The organism is Nocardia sp. NPDC051030, from assembly GCF_040683015.1.
Classification (GTDB): Bacteria; Actinomycetota; Actinomycetes; order Mycobacteriales; family Mycobacteriaceae; genus Nocardia.
In genome coordinates, this window is sequence record NZ_JBFBCD010000002.1 from 876,081 (window position 1) to 892,081 (window position 16,001).

Annotated in this window: 13 protein-coding genes and 1 tRNA gene; 1 reads left to right on the forward strand and 13 read right to left on the reverse strand. The window is 66.3% G+C overall.

Going from position 1 to position 16,001, the window contains the following annotated elements:
* Positions 1-60: 60 nt before the first annotated feature.
* The 6 genes from AB0N05_RS08685 to metG all read right to left on the reverse strand — a co-directional run bounded on the left by AB0N05_RS08685 (position 61) and on the right by metG (position 5,980).
* Positions 61-555 carry a MarR family transcriptional regulator gene (locus AB0N05_RS08685; protein WP_364689310.1) on the reverse strand — a complete coding sequence of 165 codons (495 nt, stop codon included), beginning with the start codon at positions 553-555 and terminating at the stop codon, positions 61-63.
* A gap of 71 nt (positions 556-626) precedes the next feature.
* Positions 627-1,406: an ABC transporter permease subunit gene (locus AB0N05_RS08690; RefSeq protein WP_364689313.1), complete on the reverse strand. Its 780-nt coding sequence runs from the start codon at positions 1,404-1,406 to the stop codon at positions 627-629.
* Between the two features lie 49 nt (positions 1,407-1,455).
* The gene (locus tag AB0N05_RS08695) at positions 1,456-2,346 is read right to left on the reverse strand and encodes an ATP-binding cassette domain-containing protein (RefSeq protein WP_364689316.1); all 891 of its coding nucleotides are present in this window, start codon (positions 2,344-2,346) and stop codon (positions 1,456-1,458) included.
* A 95-nt stretch (positions 2,347-2,441) separates the two neighbouring features.
* Complete coding sequence (locus AB0N05_RS08700) at positions 2,442-2,981, reverse strand: GNAT family N-acetyltransferase (RefSeq protein ID WP_364689319.1); 540 nt, start codon at positions 2,979-2,981, stop codon at positions 2,442-2,444.
* 9 nt (positions 2,982-2,990) lie between these two features.
* On the reverse strand, positions 2,991-4,217 hold the full coding sequence (locus tag AB0N05_RS08705; protein ID WP_364689322.1) for an MFS transporter: 1,227 nt from the start codon (positions 4,215-4,217) through the stop codon (positions 2,991-2,993).
* A 245-nt stretch (positions 4,218-4,462) separates the two neighbouring features.
* Positions 4,463-5,980, reverse strand: a complete 1,518-nt coding sequence (gene metG / locus AB0N05_RS08710; RefSeq protein ID WP_364689325.1) for a methionine--tRNA ligase — start codon at positions 5,978-5,980, stop codon at positions 4,463-4,465.
* Between the two features lie 414 nt (positions 5,981-6,394).
* Between metG and AB0N05_RS08715 the strand changes: the two genes are divergently transcribed.
* Positions 6,395-7,354: a hypothetical protein gene (locus tag AB0N05_RS08715; RefSeq protein ID WP_364689328.1), complete on the forward strand. Its 960-nt coding sequence runs from the start codon at positions 6,395-6,397 to the stop codon at positions 7,352-7,354.
* A gap of 183 nt (positions 7,355-7,537) precedes the next feature.
* Here the strand turns inward: AB0N05_RS08715 and AB0N05_RS08720 are convergent, their stop codons facing one another.
* From AB0N05_RS08720 to AB0N05_RS08750, 7 genes are all read right to left on the reverse strand, one after another.
* A complete protein-coding gene (locus AB0N05_RS08720) occupies positions 7,538-8,704 on the reverse strand; it encodes a hypothetical protein (RefSeq protein ID WP_364689331.1) in 1,167 nt (388 codons plus the stop codon).
* Between the two features lie 89 nt (positions 8,705-8,793).
* Complete coding sequence (locus AB0N05_RS08725; protein WP_364689334.1) at positions 8,794-9,657, reverse strand: hypothetical protein; 864 nt, start codon at positions 9,655-9,657, stop codon at positions 8,794-8,796.
* A 70-nt stretch (positions 9,658-9,727) separates the two neighbouring features.
* Positions 9,728-10,033, reverse strand: coding sequence for a hypothetical protein (locus AB0N05_RS08730; protein ID WP_364689337.1), 306 nt, complete (start codon positions 10,031-10,033; stop codon positions 9,728-9,730).
* A 181-nt stretch (positions 10,034-10,214) separates the two neighbouring features.
* Positions 10,215-10,287: transfer RNA gene (locus AB0N05_RS08735), tRNA-Gly, on the reverse strand.
* 241 nt (positions 10,288-10,528) lie between these two features.
* Entirely contained in the window at positions 10,529-12,244 is a 1,716-nt protein-coding gene (locus tag AB0N05_RS08740; protein WP_364689339.1) for a hypothetical protein, read from the reverse strand.
* Positions 12,241-13,881, reverse strand: coding sequence for a cutinase family protein (locus AB0N05_RS08745; RefSeq protein ID WP_364689342.1), 1,641 nt, complete (start codon positions 13,879-13,881; stop codon positions 12,241-12,243). Before AB0N05_RS08745 ends, AB0N05_RS08740 begins: the two co-directional genes overlap by 4 nt.
* Before the next feature lie 53 nt (positions 13,882-13,934).
* The gene (locus AB0N05_RS08750; protein ID WP_364689345.1) at positions 13,935-15,167 is read right to left on the reverse strand and encodes a hypothetical protein; all 1,233 of its coding nucleotides are present in this window, start codon (positions 15,165-15,167) and stop codon (positions 13,935-13,937) included.
* Between the last annotated feature and the right edge of the window lie 834 nt (positions 15,168-16,001).

Here is a 16,001-nt window from a genome sequence, read left to right on the forward strand (position 1 = left end):
CAACGAAAAGGCCCGGCCGGGAACCGTGAATTCGGTTCCCGGCCGGGCCTTTTCGTGCCGCTACTTGCCTTTGCGCTGTTCGGCGTCCCACCGGTCCATCAGGGCGGGCATCTCCTTGAACATCCACATAAAGAACTCGTGCATATCGCGGACGCGGGCGGCCTCATCGCTATCGGGGTCGTCGAACAGCGCCAGTCCGCGCGAGGTCATATCGGTGAGGCTCGAGTACATGCCGGTCTGCTGACGGGTGAGTTCGGGCAGGATGCCCGGCCGGATGGAGTACAGGTCGCGGCGATCGCCCGGCTTGGTGGTCTTGTCCACCCACTTCATAGTGGTCAGCGTCTTGAGAGAACTGGAGATGGATCCCTTGGAGGCTTGCAGCGCCTCGGTGATCTGATTGAACGTCTGCTGCGGCGGATTGCAGACGAGCAGCCAGCCGACGGTCCGGCCGACCATGCGGACCAGCCCCATGCGTTCGAGTACGAGGGCGAAATCCTCCACGAAGGCCAATTGGGCGTCGGTGGGGGCGATCGGCTCGGATGCTGCGCTGGTCATGGATTCGAGTATTCCTTCCGGTGGAGACGGCACAGCGGGGTGGGTTCGGTGAACCCACCCCGCGGGGAGTGCTAGACGGCGAGATCGCGGCGATCGAAGACGGTCAGGGCCACGGCGATCGCGGCGGCGGCCAGCGCGGCCAGAATCCCCAGATCCCCGGCGTTCCAGCCATTCACCAGCGGCGTGTCGCCGACGGCGTAGTGGAAGGGCGAGAACTTCTGCAACCAGACGGCCCCGTCGATGAACGCGCCCAGGCTATTGAACAGGTATCCGGTGAGCACGAGCAGGGCTGCGCCGCCGAGGGTTTGGGCGCGATGCCCGGTCACCGCGCCGACGCACAGGGTGAGGGCGGCGACCGCCAGCCCCAGCAGTCCGAGCCCGGCGATGGCCGCGAGGATATTGCCGGTGGGAACGTCCATCTTCCCGGCCTTGGCCCCGGCGATCACGCTCAGTCCGAGCACGGTGGTGACGACGCCGACCTGCACGGCGAGGGCGGCGAAGCGCTGACGCAGCAGGGAGGCGCGGGAGATCGGCTGGGCGAGTAGCAGATCGAGGGTTCCGCTGTCCTCCTGGGCGGCGGTGCGGACGGCCATGGTCACCGCGAAGATCACCATCAGCAGTAGGCCCATGAGCGAAAAGATGGTGGCGTTCAGATAGCCTGTGGCGCTGCCGAAGTCGCTCATGCCCATGGCCTTGTACATATCGTTCTGTTGGATATTGAGCGAGCCCGAGTCCTTCAAGGACTGGTAGGAGGGCAGATACATCAGCGGGACGATGGCCAGGCCGATCGACCAGCCGATGAGGGCGCGCCGCTGTTCCTTCAGGGTCTGGGTGAAAACCGTGGCTGTCATTGCTTGTTCTCCTGTGCGAGAAGGTGGTTCGTGGTTTTCGAGAGGGGATTCAGCGGCGTTCGTAGAGGTTGAAGAAGAGCTCTTCGAGATCCGGTTCGGTGGACAGCACGCTCACCAGCGGGTATTTGGTGGCCGTCTTGAACAGGGCGTCGACATCGCCTTCTGTGGTGCAGCGCAGGGTTTTTCCGTCGATGGAGAGGTCTCGCACGCTGGGCAGGTGGGCGAAGTCGTCGTCGAAGATGTTCTCCCCGAACACGATTTTCACCGAGCGCGGTGCGCGGCGGCGCAGATCCTCGACATTCTCGGTGCCCAGCAGTCGCCCGGCGCGCATGATGACGGCGCGGTCGGCGGTCTGCTGCACCTCGCTGAGGATGTGCGAGGACATGAACACGGTCTGGCCGTTCGCCTTGGCTTCCTCGACCATTTCCAGGAACCGTTGCTGGAGTAGGGGATCCAGGCCTGAGGTGGGCTCGTCGAGGATGAGCAGATCGGGGCGGTGCATGAAGGCGGCGATAATGCCGACCTTCTGTTTATTGCCCTTGCTCATCGCGCCGACCTTCCTGGCGAGGTCCAGGTCCAGCAGTTCGGCGAGTTCCTCGATGTGCCCGGCGGCGACGGTGCCGTGCTGGGCGGCGAGGAAGTCGAGCAGGTCCTTGGCGGTGAGGCGGCCTTCGAGGGCGAGTTCGCCGGGCAGGTAGCCGATGCGCCGACGCAGTTCGGCTCCGCCGGTGCGCGGGTCGGTGCCGAAGACCTCGACGCGGCCGGAGGTCGGGCGGATGAGGTCGAGCAGGATGCGGATGGTGGTGGATTTGCCCGCGCCATTGGGTCCGAGGAATCCGAACACCTCACCCGGCATGACCTCCAGGTTCAGGTCGGTGAGGGCGACATTCTTGCCGTAGTGCTTGGTGAGGTTTTCGATGCGGATGGCGGGGGTGGTCATCTCTCGACTCCTTCGTTGCTACCCACATCATGTTCTGTAGGTGCGGTGTGTTCAGTATCGACTGAACACACGAAACGAGTCAACCCCGGCGGGCGTCAGAATTCGAGCTGCATGACGTAATCGTGGTGCTGCTGTGAGCCGACCATGAAGGTCTTGGTGCCGACGATCTGGAAGCCGTGCTTGCCGTAGAAGCGTTGGGCGCGAGCGTTTTTCTGATTCACGCCCAGCCAGACGCCCGCGCTGCCGTCCTCGCGGGCCGAGTCCAGGGCGGCCTGCATCAGGGCCGCGGATACGCCGTTGCCGTGGTGTCCGGCCAGCACATACATCTTGCTGAGCTCGGTAATCGGGCGCAGTTCGATGACCTTGGCGACATCCGGGTCGGCGGGTTCGGCGGTGTTCAGCAGCGCGTAGCCGATGATCTTCTCGTCGGCGAGGGCCTTGAGCACGGTGCGGGCGGGATCGGCTAGGTAGTCCTGGAAGCGGTTGGGGGACAGCACCTCAGCGATGAACGCGGCAATGTCTTCGGGTGTGGATTCGGGTGGGCAGGCCATCGGGAAGGTCGCGGCGGCTACGTCACCCAGTTCGTTCGCGTCGTCCGGTTTCGCTCTGTCGACGATCACTGCTTCGTTGCTCACTCGATCCAGTCAAGCAGGTTCGTTGGCTGGCTGCACGTCCGCGGCCGAGGTGGTGGCGCGCGGGTGGAAGACCTTGGCGAAGCCGACCAGGATTACCGCGAAGACCAGCGGAATCGTGAATCCGGCTCGCATATTGAAGGCGTCGGAGACCAGGCCGACCACTGCGCCGCCGACCAGTGTGCCCGCGTAGTTGAACAGATTCAGCCGCGCGATGAGGGCGTCGAGTCCGCGTCCGCTGGTGAGCTGTCCGGCCTCGCTGAAGCACAGCGGCGCGATGATCGGCAGGCCGATTCCGGCGATGAGGAAGCCGATGATCGCGGTGACCGGACCGGGCGCACCCACCACGATCGCCAAACCGACCGCCCCGACCGCAGCCGCGACCCGCACCACCAGCCGTGGTCCGAACCGCCGCACCCACAAGTCACCCGTGAGCCGCCCGAGCAACGACGCACCCTGATAGGCGGCAAGCGCCAATGCCGCGGTCGACGGCGAGGACAGCAGTTCTTCCTTCAGATACAGCGCCGACCAGTTCCCGACCGCGAGGTCGATGGCGAACGCCAGCGCGATCACCACCCCGAACACCAGGAAGATCCGCACCGGCACCGATGCGGGCGGCACGGCCTCGGCGATCTCGGTCTCGGCCGGACCCGCCTCGGCTTCCCGACTCCCGAGCAGTCGCACCCCGAACGCCTGTCCCGCCACCAGCACCACCGCGGCCGCGATCAGAATCGACGCCCACAGCGGCACATCCACGGCCTCGAACGCCGACACGGTCAGCGCACCCACAATCGATCCCGCACTCCACGCCGCATAGAACGACGACAACACGAACCGCCCATACCCGTGCTGAATGAACACCGCCTGCATATTGGTCCCGGCATCCACGATCCCCACCGCGATCCCATAAATCCCCAGCACGAGAAACACCACAATCATATTGGGCGCGAACGCAATCCCCACCCCCGTGGCCGCGATCAACCCGAGCCCGATCCGCAATGCCGTCCGGCTCGACCACCGCAGCGCGATCCGCTCCGCGGTAATACTCCCCACCCCCGCCAGCAGCGAGATCAGCGCCACGATCCCCACGATCAGCCCATCGGTGAGCTCGAACTTGTCCTTCAACTGCGGCAGCTCGGTAAGAATCACCGCAAGAAAGAACCCCTGCAACGCGAACGCCACCGAGTTGGCAACGCGCGCCCCACGGAGCAGCGGATTCAATGTCTGCGGTTCGAACATGCCGAAACTGTAGAGCCTGCCGAACAACGCTGCACCTCAGCCACTCGCCCCGCCACCAGGGCATCGCCAGGTCGAGCCACACCGCCCGGCCATCGGACCAGTGGGCATCCGCGACCGCAAATAGATCGGCCACGCCGCTTTCCGGCTGCGCGCTTCATGATCAGGGAGCGCTGGTGGTGGTGAATTGGACGGATTTCCGCCACCAGTGCTCCCTGATCTTGATGTGGATGGAGTCGGCCGGGCGTTCAGGTGGTGTGGGTGGCGGCGAGGCGGGGTTGGATGGGTTGTGGGGGTGGGAGTTTGCCGTCGTGGACGGTGCATTGGTGGGTGATGCGGGTGGCGAGGTCGGGGAGGAAGGGGGTGAGGTGTTCGGCGAGGGTTCGGCAGGTGTGGAGGAGGGTGGCGAGGATTGCGTCCAGTTCGGGGTTGGGGTGGGCGGTGGTGTGTTCGGCGGCTGCCAGGTCCCAGGGGCGGATGTGGTTGATGTAGCGGTTGGCTTCTTCGGCGATGGTCCAGACGGCGGCGGTGGCTTGGCGGAAGTCGAAGTCGTCCAGCGCTTGGTGGATGTTCGCGCCCGCGTTGCCGAGTGCTCGGCCCAGGCGGTCGGCTTGTGGGGCGGAGGTGGTGGTGAATGGTGGTCTGCCGCTTCGGTATCGGTGGATCAGGCCGAGTGTGCGGTTCACCAGGTTGCCGAAGCCATTGGCCAGTTCGTTGTCGGCGCGGTGGATGAGGCGGTCCACGGTGAAGTCGGCGTCGCCGGTGCGGGGTGGTTCGCGCAGGAGCCACCAGCGGACGGCGTCGGTGCCGTAGCGGTCGGTCAGGGCGACGGGGTCGATGGTTGTACCGGAGGACTTGCTGATCTTGTGGCCGTCGATGGTGAGGTAGTCGTGCACGAGGATGTCCGTGGGTAGCGGCAGTCCGGCCGAGAGCAGGATGGCGGGCCAATACACCGCGTGAAATCGGAGAACGCCCTTGCCTACCAAATGGATTCGGCGTTCGGCGTGTGTCCACCAGCGGGCGAGGTCTTCGCTGTCGGTGGCGTAGCCGAGGGCGGTGAGGTAGTTGCCGAGTGCGTCCCACCAGACGTAGATGACCTGGCCGGGGTCGTCGGGTACGGGGATGCCCCAGCCGCGTGCGCGGTCCGCGGAGCGGGAGATGGAGAAGTCCTCCAGGCCTCCGGCGAGGAATGCCAAGACCTCATTGCGGCGTGCGGCCGGTTCGATGCGGAGTGTCCCGGAGCTGATCGCCTCGTGCAGCCGATCGCCGTAGCGGGATAGTCGGAAGAACCAGTTCGGCTCCGAAACCTGTTGCGGCACAGTGCCATGGTCGCGACATCGGCCGTCGTCGTCGAGCTCGGCCGGGGTATAGAACTGTTCGCAGCCGACACAGTAGAGGCCCTCGTAATGCTTGCGATACAGGTCGCCGGAGGCGGCGCAGGCGCGCCAGAAGCGTTCCACCCCTTGCCGGTGTCGCGGATCGCTGCCGGTGCGGATCACATCGTCGATGGCCAGTGAGAGCGGTCCGGCCAGGCCGGTGAAGGCGTCACCGTTCGCCTTCACGAAGTCGCGGACGTCGATGCCCGCGGCCTCGGCGGCGAGGACGTTCTTGAGTGAATTGTCGTCGGTTCCGGTTTGCAAACGGACCGGTTCGCCGCGTCCGCGCAGATGCCGGGCGAGCACGTCGGCTTGGACGAGTTCGAGCGCAAATCCCAAGTGCGGCCGGGCATTGACGTACGGGATGGTGGTGGTGAGGTAGGTGGTCATCGGATTCCTCCAGGGATCTGGCAGGGCTCCGAGCAGAATGCGTCGAGGCCCCGGAGTGCAGGGCCTCGGACGTGTGTCCGCGCAGCGTTCAGCAGCCCCGTGCGCGAGGCATCATGACCTGACATGCGGACGTGTTCATGCGAGTAATCGTATTCGACCCCGCGATCGGTCCGGTAGCGAATAACGTGTCCGCACAACCGGAACCTGGTTGTGACAGTGCGGCATCGTGACTGGTGGTTACGATCTGCGACGCGCTTGATCACGCGGCGCTCGCGGTTGAGTAACGAATCTGGTCGCTTCGCTGTCTGAGGGGGCTTGCGCTGCGGCACTCTTGAAGTAACAGCGTGGGCTGGTTGTTTCCGGATCAGCGGAAGCGGTCCATGTGGTGCAGTGGCTGGGGTGATTGTGGTGAGCATGAGGCGAGTGGAAGTTCCGCGCGGGAAGTCGGTAGCCCTCGCCGATCCGAAACCGAATCCGCAGGTGTCCAAGGAGAAAACGGGCTCCGCGGATTCGCGCGGGCATGCGCCCGGCGAGCGTTGTCGGGAGCCCGGCTGCGTGGACTGTCGCTGGGATACCCAGCGCCTCAAATTCTGGCTGCGCGGGCGATTGCTTGCCGCGGGCGCGGAGGAAGTGCAGGTGGATGCCGCCCTCGGCGCGCACACCGTGGACGTGCTGTGGCGGATCGGTGATCGCCTGTGCGCCATCGAGGTGTCCAGTGCGGCACCGGAGTTGCAGCGTGCCCGTCAGCTCACCACCGCGCTGCGTAGCAGTGGTTGTAGCGAAATGCTGTGGATCACCCCGCCCGGCTGGTGGACAGCGCAGCTGCCCGCCCTGGGCATTGATGACTTCGCGGCGGCGGGCTGTGAATACCGGGCGGTCGGGGGAGCGCTCAGCACCGGGCCCGGCGGCGTGGTCATCCCCCGCCAGAACGCCTATGAGCTGCGGGAATTCATGTCGGAATGGGTCGCGGAGCAGATTGCGTACGGCTTCCGCGACGAGCACACGGGAGGATGGGCAACGGTGACCGACTGGGAACGCCACACCCGCACACAGGCCGCCGTCATCGCACGCCAGCGTGCCGAACTCATGAACCAGCGCACCGCACTGGCCCTGGCGCGCAAGGCCACCCGGGACAAGGCCAAACAACTCCTGCGCATGACCCACCGCCTGGAACGCGCCGAACAAGCCGCCCAAACCCAATCCGACGACCTCGCCCAGGCCCGCCGCCGCCTGGCCGACCACAACCGCGTGGACGCCACCCTCCGCCTAACCGTGGCCGGTCAAAAATCCGCCCTCATGCACTGGCAGCTGATCACCTGGTTCGCCCTCCTGGTGATCGTCACCTTCATAGCCGCAGGCATGTTCCTCAAATAACCCACCCCCCAACACCTTCGGCGGGTTCACCCCCAAACTGTTTGGTTCACACCCCTGCGGGGCGACCTGTAGGGGTGTGAGCCAAACTGAACCGCTCGTGCCACTTCGATCGGTGGTTTGCGTGCGGAGAAAGGCCGCGCGGGAGGGTGCACGGACTCTGCGGTGTCGAGCATGACGGGGCGGTCAGCGGGTTAGGCGGAAGGGGGCTCGGTCCCAGCGCCAGTTGTGGCGTAGGACTAGGGCGGCCAAGTCCAGGAGTTCGATGCCGGTTTCGGCGCGGTAGGCCGTGAGGTCGGGCCACGTCATCGGGGCGGAGGCCAGGCGGTTGCGGAGGATGTTCTCGGCGTGGGAATCGACTGCGCGGGTGGCGAGGTCGGCCACGCCGGTGGCGCTGCCGGTCCAGACCAGCCAGCCCCAGCCGTGGGAGTGGGCGTAGGCGCGGCCTGCGGCGGCTCGGGCGCGTTGGACGTGGAAAGCGACGTGGCCCAGGGGGACTACGTCTATGAGGGCTGTGCGGCCGTCGGTGAAGCGGGCGGCGGCGGTGGGGTAGTGGATGCGTTCGGAGCCGTCCACGTCGTAGGTGACGGGGGTGGGGAATTCACAGAAGGAATCCACTTGGTCGCTGCCGTCCAGGAGGCGGAACAGGCGGGCTTGCAGGGCGGTGTCGAAAGTTGTTTCGCGGGCGAGCTTTTCGGAGAACATGGTGCCGCGGCTGTCATCGGCGAGGTCGATGGTGCGGGCGGGGGTCGCGGGCAGGGCGGCGGCTGTGCCTTCGCCCCATTCGACGCGGCGGAGCCAAGGGTTCCAGATGCCCGCGGGCACTTCCTCCGGATGCACGGGCGGCAGCAGATGCCAGCGGCCCTTCTGCTGCCAGCCCGCGATGCGCTGAAACACGAACCCGGCCATGCGTTTCGCATCCTGCAAGTCGTGCCCGGCGAGCCGCAGCTTGAGATACGACCAGTCCTGCGCCGCGATATCGGTATCGGTGGCATAGGTTTCGCCGAGCAGGGTGCGCACCAGCCGTTCGTCCCCCCACCCCACCGGGTACCGCTCCGCGAACACCCCGAGATCGAACGCCCCCGTGGCCTGCGCGTACCGCACCATGTTCCCGACCGCGCGGGTGTACAACTGCCGCGCCCGATCCCGCGACACCTCGAACCGGGCCCCGAGCATGGTCAGCGTCTCCGGGCTCTCCCCATCCAGCCCGAGCCGACACGTCATGAGCTCCCCATCGCGAGGCCGCTCCACCGCCTGCTCCCACACCATCGCGGCCAGCACCTCATTGACGTCCTCGAGCCCGAAGGAAACACCCTCGGCAAGGTCGTCCCGCACCGTACCCGTCTCGCCCATCGTCAAAGCGGCCCCTTCGCCAGTCTGTTCGACGAGCCTATCCCCGCCCACCGACACTTCCGGCCATCAGCGGCCGTGTCCTGATCCCGTCAGCTGCGTTGGACTCTGGAGACCGCAAGCCCCGACAGCGCGGCGGCCGACGCGGCGATCTCGTCGACCGGCTTGTCGACCAATCCGTCCATGAAGGCGATCGGCGATTGGTAAGTCTTGATGTTCAGCTTGGCGAAGAAGGCTGTCCAGGCCGAGAGCTGCCGCAGGAAGATCTCGTTGTCGTGCAGGACGAAGGCGATCACTTGGCGGGCCGCCGGTTCGCTCGCACGCACGGGCGTGAGCCGGATTTCCAGAACCTCATGCCATGCGATCCGAGTCCTCTGCGTGTGGATTCCTTCGGTATCCAAGGTGGTTGGACGGCCCGACAGCGACCAGAACAACAGGTATCCGAAATATGCGACGACCGGGACGGCCAGGACCAGAATGATGCCCAGCAGCCATGGATTCGACCAGAGCGCAGCGACGCCGAGCAGCGGGCCGAAGATCCACAGCATGCGTGCCATCGACTGAAGTACGCCCCGGGTGGGCAATCTGGTCTCCAGCGGCTCCGTCGACCCGGGCGTGACCAGTTCCCGAGGCATGCCATTGCTGACGTTCAAGATTCGGACCAGCGCGAGTCTGCGTGGGATCCTGACTCCGAAGCAGATCCCGACGATACCGACCAACACCACAGCCGGGGCGGCGGAGGTGATTCCCAGGTCCGCCCGCACCAGCAGAACTCCGAGGAGAAAACCGAGGGCCAGGCCGATTGCCAGCCCGGCCAAGACTTTCTGGACTCGATTGCCGTTCAATGTCTGCTCGGCATAGGCCCTCGCGATCCGGTCGATCTCCGGATCGGTGGCAGGCTCGCCGCGCAGCAAGGCCTTCCGGGTGGCAGGGTCCAGATCGCGCCAGGTGTTCATGTGCTCCCTCGATGTAGAGGGACGCACCCTAGCTGATCGACATGACCGTTCTGTCACACCCGGATTCGGGCTAGGAGCCGATGGCGGCGTTCATGATGGTGCCTGCGCTGGTGGCGATGATGCCGCCGATCATGGCGCCTGCCACCATCTTCGGGGAGGCGAGGCCGCTGCCGCTCCATTTCTCCCACGCGAAGCGGCCGCCCGCGTAGGTGATGCCCAGGACGCCCGACAGTAGGACGAACCAGGTGAAGTAGCGGACGAGTTTGAGCAACTTGTCGGCCACCGGCGGGGTTTCCGGTGTCGGGTTCCCGATTTGGGCGAGCACGGAGGTATGGACGAGCACAGTGTCGTGGAAGGCGCTGAGCAAGGGAGTCACCCCATGAAGATACCCTGAAGTTCGACTTTAGGCTCGGGGAATGTGGTCGAGATCTACTGTGCGCGAGGATGTTTCATTCGAGGCGGAGGCTCGGCCTGAAAAACCGGCTGGTCGGCACGGTTGCTGATCCAAAAAGCCCCGGACCACCGGCAATGACTGCCGAAGATCCGGGGCTTGGTTGAGCGGATGACGAGATTCGAACTCGCGACCCTCACCTTGGCAAGGTGATGCGCTACCAGCTGCGCTACATCCGCGTGCCGCTTTCCGGAGCGTTTCCGCCCGTCCGGCTGCGAGAAAGAACATTAGCCGACAATCCGCCCAACCACCAAAACCACTGATAAACACCCCTGTCACCCCGCGTGCTCCCACCCGACCCGCCGCCCACCCAAGTCGCATGCCTTCTCGACACTTGCAGGCCTTACAACCCCTGCACCTGTCGAGAAGCCCTGCAACCATGCTCGCCCATGACTTGTAGACGCGGCGAGGGCGGGACCGTTAGCGCGGGGTCGTGTTTTCGGAGACCGGGACTATTGCGGAGATCAGGGTGCGGTCGGCGGTGGTGCTGGTGATTACCAGTTGGGCGGGCCAGGTCTTGCGGGTGGCGTCTGGGTGGGTCTCGCTCACGACCATGATGTGCTGGCCGTCGAAGGGGCCGGGGAGGATTTGGACGCAGTAGGTGGTGCCCGCCGGGATGGAGTCGATTCCGGCTTGGATCGTGGCTGCGGTGGGTGCGGCGGCGTCGGGGGCGAACATTTCGCGAACCGCCTGGCCATTGCGATCCACGTAGTAGCGGTTTTGCAGGGCGAGGATGGCGTCCGGGCCGGATTTGGTGCTGCCGGGACCATTGCCGCGCAGGGTGGTGCCGCGGGTTTCATTGGGGCAGAGGTCGGCGGGGGCGGCCGCGGCCGGAGCCGCGGTGGCCGAGGTCGGCACGGCAGCCGCGACGGCGGGTGCGCGGTGGCCGTCGCCGGAGGAGGTGGCCTTGGCGATCTGCACCGCGACGGCGGCGGTCACGGCGAGCACCGCCAATATCCCGAGCAGCGGTATCAGCCACGGCCGGTCCGGGCTGATCGGATTCGATCCGCGCGAACCCGAGTCACGCCGCCCCACCCGCGCCGCCGCGAGCCGCTCCCGCGCGGTGGATTGCAGGCGTTCCCGCGCAGTGGATTGCGAGCCTTGTGGCGCGGACGATTGCGAACCTTGCTGGGAGGAGTACACGCCTTGCCGGGCAGTGGAGTACGCGCCTTGCCGAGCGGAAGATTGTGCGCCTTGCCGAGTGGAAGATTGTGCGCCTTGCCGAACGGAGGATCGTGCGCCTTGCCTGGCCGAGGGTTGTGCGCCTTGCCTAGCCGAGGATTGTCCGCCTTGCCGGGCGGTGGATTGTGCGCCGTGCCGACCCTGGGATTGCGGGCGTTGCCCGACAGGCGATTCGGCGCTGTGGCGAGGACCCGAGCCGGACCCGGCCGCCTGCGCCACCCGGTGCCGCCGCGTCGGCACCAGGCCGTCGTAGACTTCCTCGTCCTGATAGCGCCGGTCATCGTCCGGTTCGTCGTCGAAATCGTCGTCGGCCGAGCCGTATTCGAACTCGTCGTCAGCTGACTCGTAGGCCGAGTCATCTTCCGCGAGATCGTAGGTCGAGTCGTCTTCCACGAGTTCGTAGGTCGAGCGGTCGTGTCCGGGGTCGTAGCCCGGGCCGTCGTCCTCGGGGTCGTAGGTCGAGTCGTCCTCAGGGTCGTGGGTCGAGCGGGTGTGCGCGGAGCTGTAGTCCGAGCCGTCGTTGGGGTCGTCGTAGGCCGAGTGATCGCCTGCGGAGTTGCGGGTCGAGCCGCCGCGCGTGGAATCGTCTGCGGAGTCGTCGTACGTGGAGTGATCGGGCGAGCCGTCTCCCACGGACCGGTAGGCCGAGTCGTCGCCCGCGGAGTGGTGGGCCGGGCGATCGCCCGTGGACCTGCGGGTCGAGCCGCTGCCTGCGGAGGTGTGGGCCGAGCCCTCGTGTGCAGGGAGGTTGTCGGGGTTGTCGTACGCGCGTTCGGAATGCCTTGGTGCCGAGGTTGAATCGTCGTAGGCGGGGTCGGCATGCCGTGCGGCGGCTTCGCGTCTGGTTCTGGTTCTGGAGCGGCGGGTGGCGGGGGCGATCCAGTCGGACCAGGTGCCGGTGTATTCGTCGTCCTCGTCCGGGGGCGCCAGGGGTTCCGCTTCGGGTGTGCTCATCGGTTCACCTGCGGTTCGGGGCTGGGGATGACGATGGAGAGGCCGCCGGTGGGTGCGCCGGAGGTGGTGAGGGTGGGGGAGATGCTGGTTGTCACGGCTTGGCTGTCGCCGAGGGGGAATTGGCCGTTGGGGGCGACGGTGGTGGGGGCGGTGGAGGTGGGGGCGAAATCCAGTCCGCTGCTGGGCTTGTCGCTGCCGCCGCGGGGGGTGCTGCCGGGTTGGGCGCTGCCCGCGAGGTCGTGGGCGACGGCGGCGAACCAGTTGCCCGCGTAGGTGGCGGGGCTGTCGCTGTCGCCGAATCCTGCCCCTTGCGCGTGGGTGTAGTCGTGTTTCTGCGCGGTGTTCCAGTAGCGCGTCCAGGTGGTGACGTCGAGCAGGTCCTTATTGTCGGTGATATTGGTGGTCACCGCCGTGAATGCCTGGGTGGTGAGCTTGCTGATGGTCGTGGGCGGCACCAGGTCGGCGACCGCGCTGACCACCTTGGTGCCGAGCACGGCCAGTCCGGCCAGGGGATTGGCCAGTCCGGCGGTGGCGATCTCGGCGATATTGGTGGCGGTGAGCACGTTCTTCACCACGGCGACAACGGAATTGAAGGCAATGGTGCCGATCTTGACCAGCGCTTGGAGGGCGGCGGGCAGATCCACCTGCGTGGTCGGATTGGAGGCTTCGGCGATCCGCTCCGAGATCGACTTCTGCGGCGCGATGGACAGATCGGTGACGGTGGTCCCCGAAATATCGTTGTTCACCACCGAGGTGAACGTCTTGATCGAGGTGAAGGCCAGTGCCTCCACAATGGATTTCAGCGAGGCGATCGGATCCGCGCCGGAGAGCTCGACCTGGCTGGCGAGATTCGCGACGGCCCGCACGATCGGCGATCCGGTCGGCGCGTCACATGCGAGATCGCCTGTGGTGCAAAAGCTTGCGACACGTCCGACCAGCTTGCCGAAGTCGGTCTTCGTCTTGTCGTCCATGCCGATGCCCTGCCCGGTGGCGAGCTGATCCGGGGCCATCGGCGCGGTGAGTGCCGCCACCGCGGTGCCGCTGGTGCCGGGCGCGGCATCGGGCGCGGTCTTGTCTTTCGTTCCGGGGAACAGGGATTCGCCGGTATTGCGGGTCGGATCGCCGAAAAGCGCCACCGCGGCGACCTTATCGGCGGGGACGACGCCCTTACCCGCCCCGACCTCCTGCGCGAACTTCGACACCACATGCGCGCCTTGGGAATACCCGGCGAGCGCGAGCCGCGTACTCGGGCATCGATCGGCCACCTGTTTCGCCATGGACTTCAACCGGGTGAGACCGTCGTCGACCGATTGGGCATACGGGGTCACGCTGACCGAAGTCGCGCCGCCGAAGGACGCCTCGTACGGCACATACGCCCGATCCACCAGCCCATCGTCGGTGGCCCCGGCCATCATGGGCCGAAAAACGGCCGACAGCATGCCGGTATCGGTGGTGATGGCCGCATCCGGTGAGGATTCCCCGGTGCCCTGCACGCCGAGCGCGAACAGCGCCGGGCATTTGTCGATAGACAATTGCGTGCTCGGCGTATCAGCCCATGACACGCCGACGGTGACCACCGTCAGCGCGCAGACGGTGGTGATGAGCGCCGAGTTTCGAATTCTTGCCCGTGTCAGCAATTTTCGATCCTCCTCGTGAGCCTGATGGTCGAGCGGTGTGCACCGGAGCGGCGCTAACCGGCCTCGCGGTGCAGGACGGGTGTCCCGGAAGTCGCGGCGTGACGACCGGAATGCCCTGAGGACCTCTCGGATTGCCCAGAGGACCTCTCGGATTGCCCAGTGGCGGTGCCGGATTGCTCCGGAGAGTTCCCGGATTGCGTTGGGAAGTTCTCCAATTGCCCGGTGTCGTTCCCGAAACGCCTGGGGGAGCTGCCAGCGCGCCCTGCGTCGTTCCCAGAAGTCGTGGCGTGGTTTCCGACAGCGACTGCGTCGCTGCCGGAGTGCACCGAGCTGGCGGCGGAGGATGCCGGGCGGCTCGCGGTGTGCACCGAATCGCTATCGAGAGTTGTTGCGTCGTTGGAGGATTGAGTGCCGGTGAATCGGCTGCCGATGGGCTGAGTGCCGGTGGATCGGTTGTCGATGGGCTGAGTGCCGGTGGATCGGTTGTCGGAAGGTCGGCTGTTGGAGGGAAGGTTGTCGGTGGATCGGCTGCCGGATGGTTGGGTGCCAGAGGGTTGGTTGTCGGAGGATCGGCTGCCAGAGGGCTGGTTGTCGGAGGATCGGCTGCCGGAGGGCTGAGTGCCGGAGGGCTGGTTGCCGGTGGATCGGCTGCCGGGGGGTTGGTTGTCTGAGGGCTGGTCGTCGGTGGATTGGTCCAGGAGCAGCGCACCCGTGGCGCGGGCGGCGGCGAAGAGTTGCTCGGCGAAGTGCCGGATCGGTTGCGGGGGTGTGCGGGTGGCGTCGGCGTCCTCGGTCGGGCTGGTGATGGCGGTGGGCGACCACACGGCGAGTTCGTGCGGTTCCAGTCCCCGCCACTGTTCGATCCAGGGCAGCCGCCACACGGGTGCGCCGACCTCCCGCGCCAGCACTTCGATCTCGGCGTGCTTGCGCGCCACCGCATTCGGTAGCGGCCGGGCCGCATCGGCGACGGTCACCACCCCCACCACCAGGCTGCCCGCCGGAGTCGCTTGGTGCATATACGAATTCAGCGCATTCTCCAGCGCCACCAGCCCACTCATATGCGTGCGCGCCACCAGCACCATGAGCGGCGAATCCATATCCCGCACCAGCCCGATCCGCCCCGGCCACCGTCGCCCGGCATCCCCGGCCCACCGCAGACTGGCAGCCAAACTGGTGACCCCCGCCCCGCCATGCACCCCGATCAGCCACACCAGCGGCGGCGGCCCAACCCGCCCCGGCACCGCCCGATGCCACATCGGAACCGGCGGCCACAGCACATCATTCATCGCCGCACCCCCACCGAATACCCGCCGCCGAAATCGGTGAAGCAGCTGTGGCAGCACCATTCGCTGAGAAAGCTCCCCGCCATCGCTGCCTCACGGCTCGATTCCACTGCGGAATCGATGGCCACTGCACATCATTCATCGCGAACCCCAGGTGTCTGCCGCCGAATTCGGTGAAGGAGCTGTGGCGGCACTATTCGCTGAGAAAGTTCGCCGCCATTGCTCCCTCACGACCCGATGCCAGTGGGGAATCAATAGCCACTGGTGAATCGACGGCCATTGTGGATCATTGATCGCGCTATTCCCCAAGATATCCGCCGCCGAATTCGGTGAGGGAGCTGTGGTGGCGCGATTCGATACGAAATTCCGCCACCACAGCTCCCTCACCGTTTGATCTTGCTGCGGTAGGTCGCAAACCCGGCATGCTATTGGCCGGGATCCACAGTCGCCGCGTGTATCTCGATGCCTTCCGGCCGAGAGCACGCTGGGATGACAGCGCGTCGCATGGACGCCAGCGTGGCGGGGTGATGCTTGCATGCGGGAGTGTCGGGACGATGCCGGTGCACCAGAGTGGTCGAGGCGGCGCACCTGGGGTCCGGGGCGGGTTGGAGTTCGGGACTCCAGAGATTCCTCTGGGCCCGCGTCGGTGTTCGGGCCGGGGGAGCTGGGCGATGCCTGCGTGCGGGAGCGGTGGGGTGATGCTTGCGTGCGGGAGTGTCGGGGCGATGCCTGCGCGCGGGAATGGTCGAGGCGGCGCACCTGGGGTCCGGGGCGGGTTGGAGTTCGGGACTCCAGAGATTCCTCTGGGCCCGCGTCGGTGTTCGGGCCGGGGGAGCT